This is a genomic window from Micromonospora sp. CP22 (assembly GCF_009712475.1).
Lineage (GTDB): Bacteria > Actinomycetota > Actinomycetes > Mycobacteriales > Micromonosporaceae > Micromonospora.
Window position 1 is genome coordinate 397,445 of sequence record NZ_VCJO01000003.1, and the last position, 22,037, is coordinate 419,481.

Here is a 22,037-nt window from a genome sequence, read left to right on the forward strand (position 1 = left end):
TCGTCTGGAGGTGTCCGTATGGCTGCCGAGCTGCTCATCGGCCCCCTGCTACGCCGGGTCGTCGGCACTCGGGCCACCGTGTGGGTGGAGACCACAGCGCCGTCGGTGGTCACCGTCCGCACGGCCGACGGTGCCAGCGGCACCGCACCCACCTTCAGCGCGTACGAGCACCACTACGCGTTGGTGGTCGTCGACGGCCTCACCCCGGACAGCACCACCCGCTACGAGGTGCTGGTCGACGACCGGGTGGTCTGGCCGCTGCCGGAGAGCCGTTTTCCGCCCAGTGTCATCCGGACCCGGGCCGCCGACGACCGGGACCAGCCGGTCCGGCTGCTCTTCGGTTCCTGCCGGGAGGCCACCCCGCACGCCACCACCCGTAAGCTGCCGCCGGACGCGCTCGACGCGTACGCCCGGCGGGTGATGGCCGAATCCGACCCGGCGGCCCTGCCCGACCTGCTGGTGCTGCTCGGCGACCAGGTCTACGCCGACGAGACCTCGCGGACCGTGAAGCGTCTGCTGCGTCGACGGCGGCGGCGTCCGGCGGACGCCCCGAGCGACCAGGTGGTCAGCTTCGACGAGTACACGAAGTTGTACCTGGAGTCGTGGAGTGATCCGGAGATTCGCTGGCTCCTCTCCACCATGCCGAGCGTGATGATCTTCGACGACCACGAGATCATCGACGACTGGAACACCTCGGCCTCCTGGCGGGCCGACATGCGCGAACAGCCGTGGTGGGCCGAGCGGATCACCAGCGGCCTGGCCTCCTACTGGGTCTACCAACACCTCGGCAACCTCTCCCCCGACGAGATCGCCGCGGACCCGGTCTTCGCCAAGGTGAGCGCTGCGGAGGACGCCACCGAGGTGCTGCGGGAGTTCGGTGCGCGGGTCGACACCGAGGCGGACCTGGCCCACGACACCGAACGCTGGCAGGCGGTGCAGTACCAGTGGAGCTACTCGCTCGACCTGGGCCGCACCCGACTGGTGATGCTGGACAACCGGTGCAGCCGGGTGCTGCTGCCGGGCCGTCGGGCGATGCTGCCGCCCGGCGAGTGGTCGTGGTTCGTCGACCGCGCACACGGCGGCTACGACCACCTCGTGGTCGGCTCCTCGCTGCCCTGGCTGCTGCCACCGGGCATCCACCACGTCGAGGCGTGGAACGAGAAGCTGGCGGACTCGCCCCGACCGTGGGTCGCCCGGCTGGGCGAACAGCTGCGCCGAGGGTTGGACCTGGAGCACTGGGCCGCGTTCCGCCGTTCGTTCGACGCGCTGGCCGAACTGTTCGCCCGCATCGGCGGCGGCGAACCGGGCACGCCCGACGACCGCAAGGGGGCCGGTCCGGCGTACCCGCCACCGGCGTCGATCAGCGTGCTCTCCGGCGACGTGCACCACTCGTACGTGGCGCGGGTCCGGTTCGCCGACCCCACCGTACGCACCCCGGTGCACCAGCTGACCTGCTCGCCGATCCACAACCAGGTGCCCGCCGGGATGCGCCCGTTGATGCGGCTCGGGTGGGCGCGCGGCCCGGCCGGGGCGACACGTGCCCTGGCCCGCACGGCCGGGGTCCGCCGCCCCCTGGTCAAGTGGCGCCGGCTGGCCGGGCCCTACTTCGGCAACGCGGTGGCGACGCTCACCCACGCCGGTCGCGGGGCCGAGGTGATCATCGAGGGCACCACCAACGACGGTGACCTGCACGAGGTGGCGCGGCAGCGGCTCGCCGAGGGCACCGGCGGCTGAATCCGCCTCGCCACCTGTCAGACGTACGGGCCAGAATCCTCGGATGACATGGACAGCACCACAGATCGACCGGACCCCGGAGCCCTACGTCGGTGCGGACTTCGCCACCTACCACCGGGAGGTGGCGCTGGCCCGTGCCGCCGTCGTCGGTCGGTCGCTCGACGAGACGTTCACCGAGGTCGGTCCGAAACGGCGGACGTTCAACCTGCGCTGGGTCTACGTCCACATGATCGAGGAGTACGCCCGGCACAACGGGCCCGCCGACCTGATCCGCGAACGCATCGACGGTGTCGTCGGCGAGTGAACCGCACGCGGCCCGGTCGTCACCAGCAGACAGCGACCGGGCCGGCGACGGCGCGCCTCAGCCGGCCAGCGCGGCGCGCAGGTAACGCAGGTCAGCCGGCCCGTTCCAGCGGTACGCCGACAGTCCGGCCGCCCGCGCGCCGCTGATCGCCCGATCCTCGTCGTCGACGAAGAGCACCCGCGACGGCGGGGTCTCCAGCGCCGCACAGGCGGCCTGGAAGTACTCGGGTGCCGGCTTGTGCACGCCGATGACCGAGGAGTTCACCACCACGTCCAACTCGTCGGTCAGACCGAGCGCGGTCAGGTCGGCGTCGAGCAGGTCGGTCGCGTTGGTGCCGAGTCCGACCCGGATGCCGGCGGCCCTGACCTCGCGGACGAACGCCAGCACCTCCGCATCGACCTCTCCGCGATAGCGCTGCCACTGCGCCACCGCCGCCCGGGCCCGCTCGGCGTCCCCCACGGACGGGGTGAGCGCGTCGGCCACGCTGGTCATCCAGTCGGCGTGACTGATCTGGCCGGTGAGCACGGGTTGCAGCCGTCCCCACTGCATGGCGATCTCGCCGAGCACACCGGCGGAGAGGCCGTACTCCCGCTCGACGCCGGCGGCGACCGCCGGATCCCAGCGCCGCAGCACACCGTCGAAGTCCACCAGGAGCGCCGTCGCGCGTTCCCGAGCCACTACCCGTTCTCCTCGCCGCGGCTCTGCCGCTCGTCTTCCCCGTCGGCCCGGTTGAGCCGTTGACTGATCACCTGGGTCACCCCGCCGCGCATCGTCACACCGTAGAGCGCGTCGGCGATCTCCATGGTCCGCTTCTGGTGCGTGATGACGATCAACTGGCTCTTCTCCCGCAGCTGGGCCAGCAGGGTGATCAGCCGGCCCAGGTTCACGTCGTCGAGAGCCGCCTCGACCTCGTCCATGATGTAGAAGGGGCTGGGCCGGGCACGGAAGATCGCCACCAGCATCGCCACCGCGGTCAGGGATCGTTCTCCGCCGGAGAGCAGCGACAACCGCTTGATCTTCTTGCCCGGCGGGCGGGCCTCGACCTCGACGCCGGTGGTCAGCAGGTCGTCCGGGTCGGTGAGGACCAACCGGCCCTCCCCGCCGGGGAACAGCACGGTGAAGACCTGCTCGAACTCCCGGGCGGTGTCGGCGAAGGCGCTGGCGAAGACCTCCAGGATCCGGTCGTCGACATCCTTGACCACGGTGAGCAGGTCACGCCGGGTGGCCTTGAGATCCTCCAACTGCTCGGAGAGGAACTTGTACCGCTCCTCCAGCGCCGCGAACTCCTCCAGCGCGAGCGGGTTGACCTTGCCGAGGAGGGCCAGTTCCCGTTCGGCCTTGGCGGCCCGCTTCTCCTGCACCGGGCGTTCGTAGCGGACCGGCTCAGGCACCGCGAGGCCGTCCCGCTCGGCGGCGGCCACCTCGGCCTCGGTGGGCGGCACCAACTGACTCGGGCCGTACTCGGCGATCAGCGTCTCGACCGTCAGGCCGAAGTCCTCGGCGGCCTTGGCCTCCAACTGCTCGATACGCAGCCGCTGCTCGGCTCGGGCGACCTCGTCCCGGTGGACCTGACTGGTGAGCCGTTCCAGTTCCGCACCGAACCGCTTCGCGGCCGCTCGCACCTCCTGTAGCTCCGCCTCGCGGGTGGCCCGTTCCCGCGCCACCGTGTCGCGGTGCTCCTCCGCCCGCGCGATGCTGCTGGTCAGCTGGGTCAGCGCTGTCCGCGCACCACCGGCCACGGCGCGGGCGATGGCGGCGCCCCGGGTCCGTGCCGCGCGGCGGGCCGCCGCCCGTTCCCGGGCCGCCCGCTCGGCGCTGGCCTGCCGGCGCAGTGAGTCGGCCCGTCCGGAGATGGAGGCCACCCGCTCCTCGGCGGTACGCACCGCGAGCCGGACCTCCATCTCGTTCTGCCGGGCCTGCGGCACCATCGCGGCGAGCTGGTCGCGTTCCTCGGTGGAGGGTTCCGCGTCGATCGGGGTGGCTTCGGCCAACCGCAGCCGTTCCTCCAGCTCGGCCAGGGTGGCGAGGTCCCGTTCCCGGGCCGCCTCGGCACGCGAGCGGGATTCGCCGAGCCGGTCTGTCTCCGCCTTCGCCGACCGCGCGGCGGCCCCCAGCTCGGCCAGTCGCCGCGCCGCGGCGTTGCGGTGGCTCTCCGCCTCCCGTTTGGCCGCTGCGGCGTGCTGCACCGCCTCCTTGGCGACGGCCACCTCGGCACGCGCCTCGACCAGCTGTTCCCGCAGCTCGGCGCTGGTGCGCTCGGCCGCCAGCCGGTTGGCCCGCGCCTCCTCGACGGCCGCCTGCACCTCGATGTAGCTGGGTGCCTTGGCCGACCCGCCGGCTGCCGCGTACGCGCCGAGGACGTCGCCTTCCCGGGTGACCGCACGCAGTTCGGGGTTGCCGGCGACCACCTCGGCGGCGGCGGCGAGGTCGTCCACCAGGACCACGTCACGCAGCGCCCGGTGCACCGCGGGCCGGATCTGTGCGTCGCACTCGACCAGGTCGGGTGCCCATTGCGCGCGGTCGGGCAGCTTCGGCCGCAACGCGTCGACCGAGCCGGTCATCCCCGGCCCGGCGGGGCTACCGACGACCAGCCCGGCCCGCCCGGCATCGGAGATCTTGAGCAGGCGCATCGCCTCGACCGCCTCGTCCACGCCGGTCACCGCGACCGCGTCGGCCAGACCACCGAGCGCGGCGGCGAGCGCGGCCTCGTGGCCCGGGGCCACCGTGAGCAGGCCGGCGAGGCCACCCAACAGGCCGGGGACCTGGTCGGCGCGGGCCAGCAGGGCCCCGGCGCCGTCCTTGCGGCGCAGGCCGAGGGCGAGCGCCTCCTCCCGGGCCTTCCAGGTCGCGGCGTCCTTCTCCGCCGCCCGTTCCGCGTCCGACAGGGCACGCACCGTGGCCTGCGCCCGTTCCTGGGCGGCGACCGCCTCGGCGTGCCGGGCGTCCAGGTCGGCGTTGTCGCGATCCGCCTCGGTGGACTGCTCCGCGACCGCGTCCAGCTCGGCCTGGGCCCGCTCGGCGCGCGCCAGCGCGTCGGTGTGCGCGGCGGCGAGCCGCTCGATCTCCTCACCGGCGCTGGTGGTCCGCGCCCGGGCGGAGTTGACCTGCCCGGTCAGCCGGGCCAGGCCCTCACGCCGGTCGGCGATCGCCTTCGCGGCGGCGACCAGTTCCCGCTCGGCGGCGGCGAGCTGTCGTTCCAGTTCCTGGCGGTGCTCGACCGCCTCGGCGAGCCGGATCTGGTCGTCGGTGAGCGCCGCGCGCAGTTCCTCCTCCTGCTCGCGTACCCGGTCGGCCTCGGCCTCCAGTTGCTCCGGGTCCCGACCCGGGCGCTCGTCGTCCGGGGTGGCGCTGAGGTGCCGCAGCCGCTCGACCGCGAGCTGTTCGATCGAGCGGAACCGCTCCTGCAACGCGGAGAGCTTGTACCAGGTGTCCTGCGCGGCGGCCAGCAGCGGCGCGTCGGACGCCAGCGCCTCTTCCAGTTCACCGAGGCGGGACTGCACCTCGGCGTGCTCGGCCTCGACCTGCTCGCGTCGCTGCCGGAGCGCGGTCTCGTCCGCGATCTCCTTGTCCAGCGTGGTCCGCAACGTGGCCAGGTCGTCGGCGAGCAGCCGCAGCCGGGCGTCGCGCAGGTTGGCCTGGATCACCGCGGCGCGGCGCGCCACCTCGGCCTGTCGGCCGAGCGGCTTGAGCTGTCGGCGCAGCTCGGCGGTGAGGTCGGTGAGCCGGTTGAGGTTGGTCTGCATCGCGTCGAGCTTGCGCAGCGCCTTTTCCTTGCGCTTGCGGTGCTTGAGGACGCCGGCCGCCTCCTCGATGAACGCCCGCCGGTCCTCCGGCTTGGCGTGCAGCATCCCGTCGAGGCGGCCCTGACCGACGATGATGTGCATCTCCCGGCCGATACCGGAGTCGCTCAGCAGCTCCTGGATGTCGAGCAGCCGGCAGGAGTCGCCGTTGATCTCGTACTCGCTCTCGCCGGAACGGAACATCCGGCGGGTGATGGAGACCTCGGTGTACTCGATCGGTAGGGCACCGTCGGTGTTGTCGATGGTGAGGGTCACCTCGGCGCGGCCCAGCGGCGCCCGTCCGGCGGTGCCGGCGAAGATGACGTCCTCCATCTTGCCGCCGCGCAACGCCTTCGCGCCCTGCTCGCCGAGCACCCAGGCGATGGCGTCGACGACGTTGGACTTGCCGGAGCCGTTGGGGCCCACCACGCAGGTGATCCCCGGCTCCAGCTTGAGCGTTGTCGCGGAGGCGAAGGACTTGAAGCCCTTCACCGTCAGGCTCTTGAGATGCACCTTCTCGATCCTCGTCCGGTGGCCGCCGTACCGTCGCCCGGCTGCGCGGACCCTGGTAAACCCGCAGACTAACCCGGGACCGGGTGGCGCACACGACGCGACCCGCCTGCCGGTCGCCGGCACCGTCCGGGTCGCGTGCCCCCGAACAGCCCATGCCGACCGGGTACGCACAGAGCTGCGCGCCGGCACATGGTGTCGGCGCGCTCAGTGCGGTGGTGCTGTTCAGTTGTCGCGACCAATGGGTGCGGTCGCGGTGTGCGGCCAGGTGGGTCAGGTCAACGCGGGCTCGGCCAGACGGAGCAGATCGTCCGCCTCCGCCGCAGCCGCCGCGAGCCGATCGTTCTCAGCTCGCAGGCGCGTGACCTCGAACTCTAGGGACTGAACCCTGGCACGCAGTCGGGTGACCTCGTCGAGCAGGCGCCGGTCGGGCGCCGCACCTACGTGGCCGTAGAGGGCCTTCGCCATTTTTACTCCTTGATGTGCGCTGCCGGAGAGGCCGGCCAACGCGCGCCCCTGTGAACGCGACTACCATTCCCACAATTTCTGGGCATGGCCGGGCGCGACTGGCGACAACACCATATTGAGCCGACAGCCCCTGCTTCGTCAAGTTCACGCAGGCCGTAGATCATCTCGGTGTCGGCCACACCTGTCGCGGGAGGCTGCCTCAAAGGCGCGGACACGCTCTGTCCGGACATCTCGACTCTACGCTTCGGAATCGCCGAAGACCTCACCCGGACGTACAAGCTCCTCTTAACTCTTCCTTAGCCAGATTGCTGCTGCTCAGAAGCGGCACGTAGCGTCACCCCGGCTCTCAACTGATGTGTGGAGGCAACCGGCGTGCACGGCTGGAATGATCCGATCGACCCGGAACACACCCCCCGGCGAGAGGAATCGTGGACCGACGAACCGGCCTGGTTGACCGACCGGCCGGCACCACGGTCGTCCTATCTGTTCGGCGACGACCCGGAGGAGCCCTCGGCCGGGTGGTACCGCGACCAGCCCACCGAGCAGTGGCGATCCGACCTCACGCACCCCCACCAGCCCACCGAGCAGTGGCGGCCTGCCGATCAGCACCCCTACCAGCCCACCGAGCAGGCGTACCCGACGGCGGGACAGGACTGGCACGACACCTCCGCGTCGTCCTGGCAGGAGGCCGGACGGCACCACCGCGACACCGACGGCTGGTCCACCCCCCACGCGTCGCCGCAGGGCAGCCCGTACGCCTACGATGATCGGCCCGACCGGTACGCCGATCAGTCCGTCGGCTACCCCGACCGGACCGACCCGTACGCCGAACCGGTCCTCCGTTCCCCCTACCAGTCGGCGCAGACCGCGCACCGCGAGCCGGTCGGAGCCGACGAGCCGGGACGCGAACCGAGCGGCAAGGGCCGTCGGTCCGGGCGGCGGTCCCGCCCCCTGGTGATGGGCGGTGCCGCCGCGGCGGCCACCCTCGTGGTGAGCATCGGGGTCGCGGCCCTGGCACTGCCCGGCGACGACACCCCGTCCACCACGGCCGACGAGGCACCTGTCGCCAGCGCGCCGGCACTGACGGAGGACGAGGACCAGGCCCTTCCGTTCGACCTGTCCGAGAGCCCGAGCCCGAGTCCCAGCGCGAGCCCGAGCGCCTCTCCCAGCACCGCCACCGCGTCACCGTCGGCGAGCCGGTCGGCGCGGGCCACACCCTCGCCAGCGCGCACCACTGCCGCGTCCCGGCTCAACGCCGACCGGCAGGGCAGTCCGAGCCGCGGCGCCTCGACCAGCCCGTCGTCCTCCGCCGGTGTCGCCTCCGAGGCGGAGGAGGTGGTCGCGCTGGTCAACGCCGAGCGGGCGAAGGCCGGTTGCGGTGCGCTCAGCATCAACGACAAGCTGATGACCGCGGCCCAGCGGCACAGCCAGGACCAGGCCGACCACCAGAACATGTCGCACACCGGCAGCGACGGCAGCGATCCCGGTGACCGGATCGATCGGGTCGACTACGCCTGGCGCACCTACGGCGAGAACGTCGCCTGGAACCAGCGCACCCCGGCGGCCGTCATGGACGCCTGGATGAACAGCCCCGGACACCGGCAGAACATCCTCAACTGCGCCTTCACCGAGATCGGCGTCGGCGTGGCGAGCAGCAACGGGCCGTACTGGACGCAGGTCTTCGCCGCACCACGCTGAGCGCGAATCCTTGTCGGGTCTGCGCTCGTTTGACCGGGTGGGGTACGCCGAGACCCGGCGTACCGGCTCGGGCGGCCCGATGCCGCCCCGCGACCTGCGGAGCTGGCGATGCGGATCGGCCTGGGCGGGCGACCGGCGCGGTGGGTGCACCGCCGGGCGCTGCCCGCCGGTCTGACGTTCACCCTGCTGGTCACCGTGGCCGCCTGCCGGCCGGAGCTGACGCCACCGGGGGCACCGACCAACTGGCCGAGCACCTCGGCGCGGCACTGGCAATGGCAGTGGCAGCTCACCGGGGTGCTCGATCCGGAGGTCGAGGCGGACGTGTTCGTCCTCGACCCGGTCGGCACCACCACCGCGCAGACCGCCGAGCTACGCTCCCGCAAACGTCGGCTGGTCTGTCAGGTGCACATCGGCTCGATGCACCCGGCCGACCCCGACGCCAGTCGCTATCCGGCACCGGTACGCGGTGCCACGGCGGCCGACACCGGGCGCGTCTGGCTGGACGTCCGCCGGTGGGAGGTCCTGCGACCGGTGCTCGCCGACCGGTTCCGGCTCTGCCGTGGGAAGGGATTCGGCGCGGTGGTGTTCGCCGACGCCGACGGTTACGACAGGCCTTCCGGCTTCGCGTTGGAGTTCGACCACCAGCTGGCGTTCAACCGTCGGGTCGCCGCGCTGGCCCGCTCGCTCGATCTCTCCCCCGGCCTGCTGAACGACCTGCCGCAGGTCGCCGCGCTGGCCCCGGACTTCGACTTCGCCGTCAACGAGGAGTGCGTACGGCTGGGCCAGTGTGACCGGTTGCTGCCCTTCGTCGACGCCGGTAAACCGGTGTTCCACGTCGAGTACTCCGGTGCCGTCACCGATTTCTGCGTGACCAGCGTCGGCTACGGCTTCGCCTCCGTGCGCAAGAACCGCAGCCTGGACGCCTGGCGGCTACCGTGTGCGGCCCCCTGACGGCGGGCTCGGCCTGGTCCGGGGCAGGGGTTGGCACCGGGGGCAGCTGTACGACGAGCGGTTCATGAACGCCTCACGACGGATCGGCGTGCCACAGCGACGGCAGGGCTGCCCTTCCCGCCCGTACGCGTTCAACGACCGGTCGAAGTAGCCACTCTCGCCGTTGACGTTGACGTAGAGGGCGTCGAAGCTGGTGCCACCGGCGGTGATCGCCTCACCGAGGACGTCCCGCACGTGCCCGAGCAGCCGCTGTGCGGCCGGGCCGGTGAGCGCGTCGGTGGGGCGGGTGCCGTGCAGTCCCGCCCGCCACAGCGCCTCGTCGGCGTAGATGTTGCCCACGCCGGAGATCAGGCTCTGGTCGAGCAGCGCCCGCTTGACCTCGGTACGCCGACGGCGCAGCGCGGCCACGAACTCCGGGTCGGAGAACTCCGGGTCGAGCGGGTCGCGGGCGATGTGGGCGATCTCCGCCGGCAGGGTGCCGCCGCCCTCGCTGACCGACAGTCCACCGAACGTGCGCTGGTCGACGAAGCGCAGCTCGGGGCCGTCGTCGTCGAACCGGAACCGGACCCGCAGGTGGGTCTCGTCGGGCGCGTCCGCCGGTTGCAGCAGCAACTGCCCGGACATGCCGAGATGCCCGACGACGGCGTCGCCGCTGTCCAGCGGAAGCCAGAGGTACTTGCCGCGCCGCCGGACGTCGAGCACCTTCCGGCCGGCCAAGACGTCGGCGAAGTGGGCCCCGCCGGGCAGGTGCCGACGGACCGCCCGGGGATGCCGCACCTGCACCGACAGGATCCGGCGACCGGTGACCCAGCGGGACAGTCCCTGCCGGACGGTCTCCACCTCCGGCAACTCAGGCATGGTGTGCCTGGGCCCCGACCTCGTCCACCAGGTCCCGCTTGTCACCGTCGGTGGCGTCCGCCGAGCCGTCGGTGGCGTCCGCCGGGCCGTCGGTCGCGTTCGCCGAGCTGGTGGTGGCGTCCGCCGGGCCGTCGGTGGCGTCTGCCGGCTTCTCCGCCGAGCCGTCGGCGGTCGCCTCCGCCTGCTCGGTGAGGGTCCGCCAGGCCGACTCCGCCGCCCGCTGCTCGGCTTCCTTCTTGCTCCGCCCGTCCGCGCCGCCGTACCGGTTCCCGGCGACCACCACCCAGGCGGTGAAGGTCTTCAGGTGGTCCGGTCCGGTGCCCTCGATCCGGTACTCCGGAACGCCGAGGCCGAGCGCGGCGGTGAGTTCCTGGAGGCTGGTCTTCCAGTCCAGCGCGGCACCCCGGCCGGCGGATTCGGCCATCAGCGGGTCGAACAGCCGGTGGATGACGAGGGCGGCGGTGTCCAGCCCGTACTGGAGGTAGATCGCACCGAGCAACGCCTCCAGGGTGTCGGCGAGGATGCTCGCCTTGTCCCGGCCGCCGGTGGTCTCCTCGCCCTTGCCGAGCAGCAGGTAGGGGCCGAGCCCGTCGGGGCCGAGGTTACGCGCCACGTCGGCGAGCGCGCGCATGTTGACCACGCTGGCCCGCAGCTTGGCCAGCTGCCCCTCCGGCAGGTCGGGGTGGTTCTGGAAGAGCGCCGTCGTGATCACCACGCCCAGCACCGAGTCGCCGAGGAACTCCAGCCGCTCGTTGGTGGGCAGCCCGCCGTTCTCGTATGCGTACGAGCGGTGGGTGAGCGCGCGTTCCAGCAGTTCCGGGTCCAGTGAGACGCCGAAGGCGGCCTCCAGGTGGCCGATTGCGGGCCGCCTGCGCTTGTCGTTGCTCATGTGCGTACCTCGGTGTCGGTCGTGCGATCGGTGCGGTCCCCGGTCAGCAGCGCGGCCACCCGCTCGGTGGCGTCGCGCCGCCAGAGGTGGGCGGCCAGGGCGATGCCGGAGGTGATGTCGTCGGCGCGGGCGGCACCGTGGCAGACGACGACGGTGCCGGCCACGCCGAGCAGCGCGGCCGCCCGGGGCGCGCCACCACCGGGCGGGGGCCCGCCGGCCATGGCGTACGCGCCTTCGACGGCCTTGAGCAGCACGTTACCGGTGAACCCGTCGGTGACCACCACATCGGCGCGCGTGCCGAGGCAGACGTCGTACCCCTCGACCAGCCCGACGTAGCGTGCGTCGCCGGGCAGCGTCGCCGCGCTGAGCATGGGGTCGGTGAGCCGGCGGGTCCGGTCGCCCTTGCCGGTTTCGGTGCCCACGGAGAGCAGCCCCACCCGGGGCGCGGCGACGCCGTGGGCCACCGACGCGTAGGCGGCACCGAGCACGGCGTGCCGGGCGAGCGTGGCCGGGGTCGGCTCCAGCGAGCCGCCGACGTCGAGCAGGACGACGGTGCCGGAGACGCCGGGTAGCGCGGCGGCGAGGGCCGGGTGTCGCACGTCGGGCCAGCGACCGAGCCCGAGGGCAGCGGCGGTGACGGTCGCGCCGGTGGAGCCGGCGGAGACCAGCGCGTCGGCGTACCCGGCCCGGACGGCGGCGACTGCCGCGCGGACGGTGGTCTCGGCACGCGCGGCGCTGGGATCGTCGGCCATGTCGACGACGGATTGGGCGGGCCGGACCGTGATCCGGTCTCGCTGGGCCGGGTCCAGGGCGGCGATCAACGCGCCGGCGGCCCTGGTGGGCCCGACGAGAAGCAGGTGCAGATCGGGGTCGTCGCACACCGCCCGCAGAGCGCCGTCCACCACGACGGCGGGAGCGTCGTCCCCGCCGAGGAGGTCAACGGCGATCCGTGCGATGCCCGGCTCCGTCTCGACGCCGGCCGACGTGGGCCGGCCGGCGTCGGTCGGAGTTGCGGGCGACCGCCGGGGGGTGTGCGTCGCCCGACCTGTGGTCGGAGACGTCACGCGCCGTCCGGGTCAGACCTCGAGGACCTGGCGGCCGTTGTAGGTGCCGCAGACCGAGCAGGCGGCGTGCGGCAGCTTCGCGGACTTGCACTGCGGGCAGGCGACGGTCGCGACCGCCGCGGCCTTCCAGTTCGCCCGGCGGGACCGGGTGTTGCTGCGCGACATCTTGCGCTTGGGGACGGCCACGGTTCTTACTCCTCTGTACGGGTCAGTTGCGACAGGCCCGCCCAACGCGGGTCGATCTGCTGGTGGCTGTGATCGGCCGGCAGATCGTCCCGGTGCACCCCGCAGTCGGGGCACAGCCCTGGGCAGTCCTGGCGGCAGAGCGGGTTGTTCGGCAGCGCGAGCACCACCGCGTCCCGCAACGCCGGTTCCAGGTCGATCAGGTCTCCCTGCATTCGACCCACCTCGTCGGACTCGGTGGTGGCGTCCGTGGTGCTGTTCTCGTACGCGTACAGCTCCTGGATCGTCACCGTCACCGAGTCGTTGATCTCGCGCAGGCAACGGCCGCACTCGCCCTTGATCGGACCGCTGACGGTCCCCGAGACGAGCACGCCCTCGGACACCGACTCCATCCGCAGATCGAGGTCGAGGTCCGCGCCCTCCGGCACGCCGATCAACTCCACGCCGAGGTCAGACGGTGCCGGGACCACCCGTTGGACGGTACGCAGAACACCAGGTCGGCGCGGTAGCTCCCTCGTGTCGAGGACCAGCGGCGACCTGGGGTCGAGTGAAGTGGGTGAGTTCTTGGGCATAGTCAGACTCCGGCCGGTGAGAGGCCGACAAACGAGGTTACCCGGACCGACGCCCCAACGTCGAACCGGGGGTGACCAGCCCGTCCCGGCGCGTCGGAGGCACCGGACGATCCCGACGGCGGTGGACAGTCCGGCCGGCAGCGGACGTTCCGTGACGTCGGGATCGACTGGATCAGAAGGGCAGCGGGCGCTCCGCCTCGTCACCGGCGAAGGTGCCGATCTCCCGCAGTGCGTGCATCTTGTCCCGGCCGCGCTCTATCGAGGCCAGCGCCCGGGTGAGGAACTGCTCGAAGTTGGCCAGCGCGGTGTCGACGTAGTCGTCGACCTCCTCGCGCAGCCGCTGCGCCTCCGCCCGCGCCTCGGCGATGATCCGGGCACCTTCGTGCTCGGCGGAGACGGTGATCTCGTTCACCGAGACCAGGCGGGCGTGTTCCGCCTCACCCTCGCTGATGATGCGGTCGGCCTCCCGCTTGCCGGCCTCCATGATCTTGTCCCGCTCCTCCAGGAGAGCGGCGGCGCGGCGCAGGTCGGCGGGAAGCTCGGCGCGCAGTTCGTCGAGGGCCGCGATCATCTCGCCCCGGTCGACCATGCAGTTGTTGCGCGACATCGGCACGGAGCGCGCCTGCTCCACGATGGCGATCAGTTCGTCGATGCGGTCGAGCGGGTCCACCGGTACCTCACTCCTGTCGTTCGTCGGGCCGACCTACATCATGCGGGCTGCGGCCGGTTTCCCGCTTCACCCAATGATGTCGTCCCGCACCCGTCCATGGCCCGGCCCACTCCTCGGGCGTGTCGGCCCATCACATCCCGCGATCTTGCACATGCCGCGCCGCGAGGGCCACGCCGGAGACGGAAAGGCGACCGCAACTGCCGGACGGCGGTCAGGCCGGCGGCGGAGCCAGCCGGACCTTCAGCGCCTCGCGGACCACGTCCGGCACGTGCGGCGTGACGTCACCGCCCCACTTGGCCACGTCCTTGACCAAACTGGACGAGAGGAAGGAGTAGAGCGGATTGGTCGGCATGAACAGCGTCTCGACCCCGGCCAGACCGATGTTCATCTGGGCCATCTGCAACTCGTAGTCGAAGTCGCTGACCGCTCGCAGGCCCTTGATGAGCACGGTCGCCCGCTGCGCCCGGCAGAAGTCCACCAGCAGGCCACGGAAGGACTCCACCCGGACGTTGCCGTAGGAAGCGGTCACCTCGCGCAGCATCTCGATGCGCTCCTCGACGGTGAACAGGCCACTCTTCGACTGGTTGACCAGTACGCCGACGATCACCTCGTCGAACAGCCGGCTGGCCCGGCCGACGATGTCGAGGTGACCGTTGGTGACCGGGTCGAACGAGCCGGGACACACCGCACGTCTCATGATCGGCGACCGTACCAAAGAGTAGTTTCGCCGTACCTGCGACTACGCTGGCCAGTGACGCCTTCCACCCAATCGACAGGTCCGCCACGGCTGGATCGCTCCACCACCACCAATGCCTCCGGTGCCAGCCACCCCCCGTCCACGAGGGCGGTGAGCATCGCCCGTACGCCGTCGTCGGACAGCGCGTACGGCGGGTCGGCGAAGACGACGTCGTACGGGTCGCCCTCCGGACCGGCGGCCAGGACGGTGCCGACCTTGCCGGTGACCAGTCGCGCCGAGGAGCCGACCCGCAGCGTCGTCAGGTTCTCCCGGATCACCCGGGCGGCACGCGGGTCCGACTCGACCAGCAGCGCGTGCGCGGCTCCCCGTGACAGCGCCTCCAGGCCGACCGCGCCCGAGCCCGCGTAGAGGTCGGCGAAGCGGACACCGTCGAGGTCCAGCTCCGCCTCGATCGCGCTGAACAACGCCTCGCGTACCCGGTCGGAGGTCGGTCGGGTGCCGGCGCCGGCCGGGGCGGTGATCCGCCGGCCGCCGAGGCTGCCGGCGACGATGCGGGTCATCGTTCGCTCCTGCTCATGCCCTCGACGCTACGCGACGCCCGACCGGCGACCGGCACGACGCACGTGATCCTCCGCACCCATCCGAAGACCTTCCGTATATGGGAGATCACGGATTAACAACATCATCCTTAGCTCCGCATGAAAACTATGGCCGACCAAGCCTGATCGCTAATGTCTGCCGGGTGTCGGAACGGATCGGCCTGTCCGTCGCCGACGATGCTTCCGGTTCCCCCACTCAGGAGTAGACGTGAACCGTCTGAACTTCCGGCGCGTCGCGGCAGCCGCCGCTGGTGTGCTGATCGGCCTCGCCGGTGTTGCCGCCGTCGCCGCCCCGGCTAGCGCTCACCACCCCATCATCAAAGGTGTCGGCTGCAAACTGACGGACGGCACCGTCAAGGTCGAGTGGACCGTCACCAACAGCGAGCGGCACTGGGTCGCCACGGTGGCCGCCGTGCAGACGCCCTCCGGCGCCCCGGTCACCAACATCGTCGTCGGCGCCGAGGTGCCGAAGGCGGGCGAGGGCGCGCTGGTCGGCGAGCAGATCGTGCCGGGCGGCCAGCAGGCCCACCTGACCGTCAAGGCGGTCTGGAAGAAGAACCGGAACACGGTCACCAACACCCAGACCGGTAAGGCCCGGATCGTCGGCAAGTGCGCGGAGCCCGAGCCGACGCCGGAGCCCAGCGAGAGCCCGGAGCCGAGCGAGAGCCCCGAGCCCACCGAGAGCCCCGAGCCGAGCGAAAGCCCGGAGCCCACCGAGAGCCCCGAGCCGAGCGAGAGCCCGGAGCCGACCCCGACGCCGACCGGCGAGCCGGTGGTGCCGGAGCCCGGTGAGCCGACCTTCGAGCTCACCGAGACCTGCGACGAGCTGACCTTCCTGATCAACAACCCGGCCGACGGCGTCCCGTTCTCGATCACCCTGACCTCGGAGAAGGGCGCGACCAAGACGCTGGAAGCGGTGCCGGGCGAGACCACCTCGGTCACCTTCGACGCGTACCCCGGTCTGGTCGTCACGCCCAGCTACGAGGACGAGGACGGCACCGTCGAGGGCGAGTCGGTGGCCTGGGAGCAGCCTGAGGGCTGCGGCAACGGCGGAGGCGGCGGCCTGCCGGTCACCGGTGCCGCCACCGGCGGCATCATCGCCGGCGCCGCTGTGCTGCTGGCCGCTGGCGCGGCGCTGTTCGTGGTGACCCGCCGACGTCGGGTGCGCTTCACCGCCTGATCCTGCTGAACCGACCTGATCCGAGGGCGCGTCGACCTGCTGGTCGACGCGCCCTCGGCGGCTTCGATCCGGATCGTCGCCAGTCCGCAGAGCCGGTCCAGTTTCCCGGACAGGTCACCTCTAAAGTGGACATCGATGCGTAAAGCCGCCAGGTGTTCACTCACCGTATATCAATGATCTCGCATTCATAACATCATGCTTAAGGCCTGCTGAGGGCTGTTTCGGTTCTCACGATCTCGCTAGGGTCTGCCCGGTGCGGCGTCTTCGCCGCCGGCCATCGGCACGGGAGGCACCCCCCAGGCGCGGCAACGTGCCGCCAGCGCCGTCCGTCCCGCCCGCGCCGACCCAGACGCTCTTTCACCCCGGGAGTACGCGTGATCCGACCCAAGCTGTCGCTGCGGCGACCGCTGGCTGTCCTGGCAGCCGCCCTCATCGGCATGACCGGCGCAGCAGTGGCGGCAACCCCGGCCGCCGCCCACCACACCACCATCACCGCCACCGCCGTTTGTGACCAGCTCAGCGGCGAGCGGGTGATCACGTGGAAGGTGGTCAACAGCGAGCGGAATACCGCCGCCACCGTCAAGAAGGTGACCGCCGAGCCGTCGACCCCCGTCACGGTGCTCGTCCCGGGTGCCGATTCCGTCGACCTTCAGGGTGTGGCGATCCCCCGAAACGGCTCCGTCCAGGCCGTGCAGCGGGTGCCGGGCGCGACCACGAGCGCCAAGCTCGTCGTCGAGGCCCGCTGGGACAACAAGCGGGAGAAGACGAACGAGGGCAGCATCAACCTCGCCGCCGACGCCGCCTGCAACCCCGCGCCGAAGTGTGTCGACGCCAGCCAGGCGAAGTACAGCCACACCTTCGACGGCCCGAAGGGCACCGCGACGGTCAAGCTGGACGGTGACCTGCCGCTGTGCGGCGACGCGAAGCAGTACTTCACCCTGGTTTCGTACTTCGCTCCGCGCCCGCAGTTCGCCACCCCGCAGTACGTCTTCGGCGAGCCGGACAGCGACTTCCTCGGCGCCGGCCAGACCGAGATCGAGCTGAACGTCGGTGTGCCGGACTGCCACACCCAGGTCGACCTGATCTGGGGCGGCGTCGACGAGGTCATCGACCCGCTGGTCGAGGACGGCCCCCGCTACGGCTCCAAGAAGCTGGGCGAGAAGAGCGCTCCGGGCAACCGCTCGTCGGGTCCGCAGGGTTGGTACAACGGTGGCAGCAAGAACTGCACCACCCCCGCGTCCACCTTCGCCTCCGCCTGCGACGGCACCGTCACCGTCTCACTGAGCAACGACGGCTCGATCTCCAAGTACCCGGTCGAGTTCGAGGTGCGGGGCGAGAACGGCTGGTCCAAGAAGGTCACCGTGGAGCCGGGCAAGGCGGACAACGAGACTGTGGTGCCCGCCGAGCACGCCGGCAAGATCGAGGTCCTGGTCGAGGGCAAGGTCATCGAGAACGGCACGTACTCCTGGGAGCGTCCCGAGGAGTGCCCGCTGCCGACGGTGACCGCCGACGCGGACTGCGAGACCTTCGGGCTGACCGCCTCGAACCCGGAGGGTGGCATGCCGGTGAAGGTGGAGTTCACCTACGGCGACAAGACCGAGACCCGTACCGTCGCCCCGGGCTCGGCCGAGAAGGTCAGCTTCCCGGCCGGTGACGAGGAGACGGCGCTGGTCGTCCTGCCGGAACTGGGCCTGGAGCTTGAGGTCGTCTACGCGCCCGAGGGCTGCGGCGGCGGTGGCGGCGGCGAGGAGCCCCCGGGCCTGCCGGTGACCGGTGCCGCGGCCGGTGGCATCGCCGCCGGTGCGATCGCCCTGCTGGCGCTGGGCGCGGTGCTGTTCGTGATGGCACGGCGGCGGCGGATCCACTTCACCGCCTGACCTGAGCTGAGCCGGTCCGCCCCGGTCGCCCCGTACCACGGGTGACCGGGGCGGTTCGTCTGTCGGCACCGGGCGACCGGAGCGGGCCGAACCGTGGACCAGCGGACGGAGGCAGTCAGCCCTTTTCGAGGTACTCGGCGCGATCGGCGTCGACCAGCGCGGCGACCGAGGCCGCGAGCGCCGGGTGTCGGACCAGCTCCGGATCCTCCTCGATCAGCGCGATCGCCTCCGCCCGCGCGTCCCGGATCAGGTCCGCGTCGCGCAACAACGACAGCAGGCGCAGGTGCGAACGGCGGCCGGACTGTGCCGCGCCCAGCACGTCGCCCTCCCGGCGCTGCTCCAGATCCAGCTCGGCGAGCTTGAAACCGTCGGTGGTGGAGGCCACCGCGTCCAGTCGCTCCCGCGCCCCGGTCCCCTCGGCCGCCTCGGTCACCAGCAGGCAGAGCCCGGGGGCGCTGCCCCGGCCCACCCGACCCCGCAACTGGTGCAGCTGCGAGACGCCGAACCGGTCGGCGTCCAACACCACCATCATCGTCGCGTTGGGCACGTCCACGCCCACCTCGACCACCGTGGTGGCCACCAGTACGTCGAGCTTCCCGGCGGCGAAGGCCCGCATCACCGCGTCCTTCTCGTCGGCGGGCAGCCGGCCGTGCAGCACACCGATCCGCAGACCGTGCAGCGGCCCGTCGGCCAGCAACGGCGCCACCTCGGTCACCGCGAGCGGCGGCCGGCGCCCGTTGTCGTCGACCGCCGGCGGCTCCTCGTCGGTGCCGGACATGTCGTCGCCGATCCGGGGACAGACCACGTACGCCTGGTGGCCCGCGTCGACCTCCTCACGCAGCCGACGCCAGGCGCGATCGAGGAACGCGGGTTTCTCGGCGGCCGGCACCACGTGCGAGGCGATCGGTGAACGACCGCGCGGCAACTGGGACAGGGTGGAGATCTCCAGATCGCCGTAGACGGTCATGGCCACCGTACGAGGGATAGGGGTGGCGGTCATCACGAGCACGTGCGGCGGCTGCTCCGCCTTGGCCCGCAACGCGTCCCGCTGCTCGACCCCGAACCGGTGCTGTTCGTCGACCACGACCAGACCGAGGTCGGCGAAGTCGACCCCCTCGTAGAGCAGGGCATGGGTGCCGAGCACGATGCCGGCCGCCCCGCTGGCGACCTCGGCCAACGCCCGGCGTCGAGCCGCCGCGCCCAGTGAACCGGTGACCAACTCCACCCGGGTGGCGTGTTCGGCGGCACCCAGCTCACCGGCCTGCGCGAGCGGGCCGAGCAGGTCGAGCATGCCCCGGTGGTGTTGGGCGGCAAGCACCTCGGTCGGGGCCAGCAGAGCGGCCTGCCCACCCGCGTCGACCACCTGGAGCATCGCCCGCAGCGCCACCACGGTCTTGCCGGAGCCGACCTCGCCCTGCAACAGGCGGTGCATCGGATGACCGGTGGCCAGGTCGGCGGCGATCTCACCACCGACGTCGCGCTGACCGGCGGTCAGCTCGTACGGCAGCCGGGCGTCGAACGCATCCAGCAGGCCACCCGAGCGCGCGGGACGGGGACGGGCGGGCGAGGCGGCGGCGTCACGCTTGCGGCGGACCAGGGTCACCTGCACCGCGAACGCCTCGTCCCACTTCAGTCGCCGACGGGCCCGGTACAGCTCCTCCCGGCTGGACGGCCGGTGGATCTCCCGTAGGGCGGTGCCGAGGCCGACCAGGTTCCGGCTGGCCCGCACCGTGGCCGGCAGCGGATCCTCCGGCGGCGCCACGGTGTCCAACACCACCCGTACGCAGCGGGCGATCACCCAGGTGGGCACCGCCGCAGCCGCCGGGTAGACCGGAATGAGCGCGCCCGCGAACTCCTCGATCTGCTCGCTGGCCGCCGCCTCGGTGTCGGTCTGCTCGCCCAGCAGGACGTACTCCGGCCCGTTGAGCTGCCGCCGGCCCCGGAACTCGGTGACCTTCCCGGCGAACAGCCCCCACCGGCCGGGCCGCAGTTCCCGCTCGCGCCACGCCTGGTTACCGAAGAAGGTGAGGGTGAGGCTGCCGCCGGAGCCGTCGCCGACGGTCACCTCCAGCAGGTTGCCCCGGCGCTGACGCATCGGGCGTACGGCGGTGCGCTGCACCTGGGCCAGCACGGTGACCTGTTCACCGACGTCCAGCGAGCGGATGTCGGTGTGCTCGCCGCGCTCGTCGTAGCGGCGGGGGAAGTGGTAGAGAAGGTCACCGGCGGTGTGCAGGTCGAGGTGGCTGGCGAGCGCCTTGGCGGTCTTCTCACCGACCAGCTTCTTCAGCGGGGTGTCCAGGTCGGACGGTGCTGCGGTCATTCGACACCGACCAGCAGCGGATGGTGCGGCTGCCCGCCCGGATACACCTGCACCTCGACGAAGGGCCAGTGGGCCGCGAGGTGCGCGCGGACCGCGTCGACCAGCCCGGCCGGCGCGTCGGCACCGACGAGCAGGGTGACCAGTTCACCACCACCGCCGAGCATCCGGTCGACCAGTTCGACAGAGGTCTCCACCAGGTCGGCACCGATCAGGTTCACCTCCCCCTCGACCAGGGCGAGCACGTCGCCGGCACGGCACGGACCGGCGACGGTGAGCGCCTCGCGGCTGGCTCGGCACACCTCGGCGTACCGGCAGGCGCCAGCCGCCTCGGCCATCGCGATCACGTCGTCGGCGAAGCGTCGCCGTGGATCGCGTACGGCCAGCGCCGCCAGCGCCTGCACCGGTGAACGGGTCGGCACCACGGCGACCTCCACCCCCAGCCGGTGTGTCTCCTCGACGACCTGGTTCGCCACCGCCTGGGCGTCCGGGTCGTTGGGCAGCACCACCACCCGAGCCGCGCCGGTGGCGCGTACCGCGTCCAACAGCTCACCGACCGACGGGTTGCCGGGCACCACCACGGCCCCCTCGGCGGCGAGCAGCTCGGCGATCCCGGCACCGGCGGCCACCACCACGGCGGCCCGCCCGTCGGACAACCGGGGCGGTGCGGGCTCCGGCTGGTCGGCGAAGCGGGTCACCGAGATCTGGTGCGGTCGGCCGGCGACCACGCCCGCCTCGATGGCCGCGCCGACGTCGTTGACGTGCACGTGGACCTGCCAGGTGCCCGCGTCGCCGACGATCACCAGGGAATCGCCGAGCGCGGCCAGCGACTCCCGCATCCGCTCCACCGCAGCGGGCTCGGCGTCGAGCAGGAACTGCACCTCGTAGGCGTACTCCTCCGAGCCGGTCTCGCGGGCGACGGCCAGTGGCGGTCGGTCCGGCGCCGGGCTGGGTGCGGGCCGCTCCGGGCTCTCCCCCGTGACCACCTCGACCAGCGCGTCCAGCAGCAGACACAGCCCCTGACCACCGGCGTCGACCACCCCGGCGCGGGCCAGCGCCGGCAACTGCTCGGGGGTGCGGGCCAGTGCGGTGGCCGCGGCGTTCGCCGCGGCCCGGGCCACCACGCGCAGCTCGTCACTGTCCGCCTGCTCGGCCGCGTCGGCCGCCGCGGAGACCACGGAGAGCAGGGTGCCCTCCACCGGGCGGGCGACCGCCGCGTACGCCGCATCGGTCGCCGTGCGCAGCGCCACGGCCAGCGTCCGACCCCGTACCTGCGGCTCGCCGGCCAGGGCGTCGGCGAGACCGCGCAGGATCTGCGCCACGATCACCCCGGAGTTGCCCCGCGCGCCGAGCAGGGCACCGCGGGCCATCAGGCGCAGCGCGTGCCCGTGCGCGGTCGAGGTGCCGTCGGCGCGGGTGTCGAGATCCATCGCGAGCGCCTGCTGCGCGGAGGTGAGGGTGAGCACCAGGTTGGTGCCGGTGTCACCGTCGGGCACCGGGTAGACGTTCAGCTCGTCGATCTCACCCTGGTGCTGCTTGAGCGTGGCCAGACCGCTGGCGCACCAGCGGCGCACAGCGGCGGCGTCAAGGGTGTCCAGCACGGTGGCAGCCTACTGGCGTACGCTGACAGTTGCCCGGCACCGGGCGGTCCCGCTTCGGCCGGTTCGCCCGCGCGCACCCGCTCGTC

General features: G+C 72.0%; 19 protein-coding genes. 6 read left to right on the forward strand and 13 right to left on the reverse strand.

Annotated features, from left to right (window positions below):
• Positions 1–18 precede the first annotated feature (18 nt).
• Positions 19–1,734: an alkaline phosphatase D family protein gene (locus tag FF096_RS07760; protein WP_155215765.1), complete on the forward strand. Its 1,716-nt coding sequence runs from the start codon at positions 19–21 to the stop codon at positions 1,732–1,734.
• Between the two features lie 43 nt (positions 1,735–1,777).
• Positions 1,778–2,038 (forward strand): DUF664 domain-containing protein, encoded by a 261-nt coding sequence (locus FF096_RS26310; protein WP_255456597.1) that lies wholly within the window; start codon positions 1,778–1,780, stop codon positions 2,036–2,038.
• Between the two features lie 57 nt (positions 2,039–2,095).
• On the opposite strand, the gene FF096_RS07770 is transcribed toward FF096_RS26310, so the two are convergent.
• The 3 genes from FF096_RS07770 to FF096_RS07780 form a co-directional block, all read right to left on the reverse strand.
• Positions 2,096–2,716 (reverse strand): HAD-IA family hydrolase, encoded by a 621-nt coding sequence (locus FF096_RS07770; RefSeq protein WP_309222868.1) that lies wholly within the window; start codon positions 2,714–2,716, stop codon positions 2,096–2,098.
• Entirely contained in the window at positions 2,716–6,330 is a 3,615-nt protein-coding gene (gene smc, locus FF096_RS07775; RefSeq protein WP_309222869.1) for a chromosome segregation protein SMC, read from the reverse strand. The genes FF096_RS07770 and smc overlap by 1 nt, the downstream gene beginning before the upstream one ends.
• A 270-nt stretch (positions 6,331–6,600) precedes the next feature.
• Positions 6,601–6,795: a hypothetical protein gene (locus tag FF096_RS07780; protein WP_093401709.1), complete on the reverse strand. Its 195-nt coding sequence runs from the start codon at positions 6,793–6,795 to the stop codon at positions 6,601–6,603.
• 372 nt (positions 6,796–7,167) lie between these two features.
• Here FF096_RS07780 and FF096_RS07785 point away from each other — a divergent pair, with 372 nt between their 5' ends.
• Both FF096_RS07785 and FF096_RS07790 read left to right on the forward strand, forming a co-directional pair.
• Entirely contained in the window at positions 7,168–8,493 is a 1,326-nt protein-coding gene (locus FF096_RS07785) for a CAP domain-containing protein (protein ID WP_309222870.1), read from the forward strand.
• Positions 8,494–8,601: 108 nt separating this feature from the next.
• A complete protein-coding gene (locus FF096_RS07790) occupies positions 8,602–9,444 on the forward strand; it encodes an endo alpha-1,4 polygalactosaminidase (protein ID WP_155215767.1) in 843 nt (280 codons plus the stop codon).
• Here the strand turns inward: FF096_RS07790 and mutM are convergent.
• The 8 genes from mutM to rsmD form a co-directional block, all read right to left on the reverse strand.
• Complete coding sequence (mutM, locus tag FF096_RS07795; RefSeq protein WP_155215769.1) at positions 9,424–10,302, reverse strand: bifunctional DNA-formamidopyrimidine glycosylase/DNA-(apurinic or apyrimidinic site) lyase; 879 nt, start codon at positions 10,300–10,302, stop codon at positions 9,424–9,426. The genes FF096_RS07790 and mutM overlap by 21 nt on opposite strands.
• A complete protein-coding gene (gene rnc / locus FF096_RS07800; protein ID WP_230462350.1) occupies positions 10,295–11,191 on the reverse strand; it encodes a ribonuclease III in 897 nt (298 codons plus the stop codon). Before rnc ends, mutM begins: the two co-directional genes overlap by 8 nt.
• Positions 11,188–12,147 carry a phosphate acyltransferase PlsX gene (locus tag FF096_RS07805; RefSeq protein ID WP_309222927.1) on the reverse strand — a complete coding sequence of 320 codons (960 nt, stop codon included), beginning with the start codon at positions 12,145–12,147 and terminating at the stop codon, positions 11,188–11,190. The genes rnc and FF096_RS07805 overlap by 4 nt, the downstream gene beginning before the upstream one ends.
• A 120-nt stretch (positions 12,148–12,267) precedes the next feature.
• Positions 12,268–12,441 carry a 50S ribosomal protein L32 gene (gene rpmF, locus FF096_RS07810; protein ID WP_091435485.1) on the reverse strand — a complete coding sequence of 58 codons (174 nt, stop codon included), beginning with the start codon at positions 12,439–12,441 and terminating at the stop codon, positions 12,268–12,270.
• Positions 12,442–12,446: 5 nt separating this feature from the next.
• Positions 12,447–13,010 (reverse strand): DUF177 domain-containing protein, encoded by a 564-nt coding sequence (locus tag FF096_RS07815; RefSeq protein WP_155215773.1) that lies wholly within the window; start codon positions 13,008–13,010, stop codon positions 12,447–12,449.
• 172 nt (positions 13,011–13,182) lie between these two features.
• Positions 13,183–13,680, reverse strand: a complete 498-nt coding sequence (locus FF096_RS07820; protein ID WP_309222871.1) for a hypothetical protein — start codon at positions 13,678–13,680, stop codon at positions 13,183–13,185.
• Positions 13,681–13,891: 211 nt separating this feature from the next.
• Complete coding sequence (gene coaD / locus FF096_RS07825) at positions 13,892–14,377, reverse strand: pantetheine-phosphate adenylyltransferase (RefSeq protein ID WP_155215775.1); 486 nt, start codon at positions 14,375–14,377, stop codon at positions 13,892–13,894.
• The gene (gene rsmD, locus FF096_RS07830; RefSeq protein ID WP_155215777.1) at positions 14,374–14,937 is read right to left on the reverse strand and encodes a 16S rRNA (guanine(966)-N(2))-methyltransferase RsmD; all 564 of its coding nucleotides are present in this window, start codon (positions 14,935–14,937) and stop codon (positions 14,374–14,376) included. The genes coaD and rsmD overlap by 4 nt, the downstream gene beginning before the upstream one ends.
• Before the next feature lie 247 nt (positions 14,938–15,184).
• Between rsmD and FF096_RS07835 the strand changes: the two genes are divergently transcribed.
• A complete protein-coding gene (locus FF096_RS07835) occupies positions 15,185–16,156 on the forward strand; it encodes an LPXTG cell wall anchor domain-containing protein (RefSeq protein WP_196222480.1) in 972 nt (323 codons plus the stop codon).
• Between the two features lie 374 nt (positions 16,157–16,530).
• Entirely contained in the window at positions 16,531–18,033 is a 1,503-nt protein-coding gene (locus tag FF096_RS07840; RefSeq protein ID WP_309222872.1) for a cell wall anchor protein, read from the forward strand.
• A 115-nt stretch (positions 18,034–18,148) separates the two neighbouring features.
• Here FF096_RS07840 and recG read toward each other — a convergent pair whose 3' ends face one another.
• Positions 18,149–20,353 (reverse strand): ATP-dependent DNA helicase RecG, encoded by a 2,205-nt coding sequence (recG, locus tag FF096_RS07845; protein WP_155215781.1) that lies wholly within the window; start codon positions 20,351–20,353, stop codon positions 18,149–18,151.
• On the reverse strand, positions 20,350–21,951 hold the full coding sequence (locus FF096_RS07850) for a DAK2 domain-containing protein (protein ID WP_309222873.1): 1,602 nt from the start codon (positions 21,949–21,951) through the stop codon (positions 20,350–20,352). The genes recG and FF096_RS07850 overlap by 4 nt, the downstream gene beginning before the upstream one ends.
• Between the last annotated feature and the right edge of the window lie 86 nt (positions 21,952–22,037).

Coding starts and splice junctions, on each gene's coding strand:
- FF096_RS26310 (WP_255456597.1), top strand. CDS start 1,778: ATGACATGGACAGCACCACAGATCGACCGGACCCCGGAGCCCTACGTC.
- rsmD (WP_155215777.1), bottom strand. CDS start 14,937: ATGACCCGCATCGTCGCCGGCAGCCTCGGCGGCCGGCGGATCACCGCC.
- FF096_RS07780 (WP_093401709.1), bottom strand. CDS start 6,795: ATGGCGAAGGCCCTCTACGGCCACGTAGGTGCGGCGCCCGACCGGCGC.
- FF096_RS07790 (WP_155215767.1), top strand. CDS start 8,602: ATGCGGATCGGCCTGGGCGGGCGACCGGCGCGGTGGGTGCACCGCCGG.
- FF096_RS07760 (WP_155215765.1), top strand. CDS start 19: ATGGCTGCCGAGCTGCTCATCGGCCCCCTGCTACGCCGGGTCGTCGGC.
- FF096_RS07815 (WP_155215773.1), bottom strand. CDS start 13,010: ATGCCCAAGAACTCACCCACTTCACTCGACCCCAGGTCGCCGCTGGTC.
- recG (WP_155215781.1), bottom strand. CDS start 20,353: ATGACCGCAGCACCGTCCGACCTGGACACCCCGCTGAAGAAGCTGGTC.
- coaD (WP_155215775.1), bottom strand. CDS start 14,377: ATGAGACGTGCGGTGTGTCCCGGCTCGTTCGACCCGGTCACCAACGGT.
- rnc (WP_230462350.1), bottom strand. CDS start 11,191: ATGAGCAACGACAAGCGCAGGCGGCCCGCAATCGGCCACCTGGAGGCC.
- mutM (WP_155215769.1), bottom strand. CDS start 10,302: ATGCCTGAGTTGCCGGAGGTGGAGACCGTCCGGCAGGGACTGTCCCGC.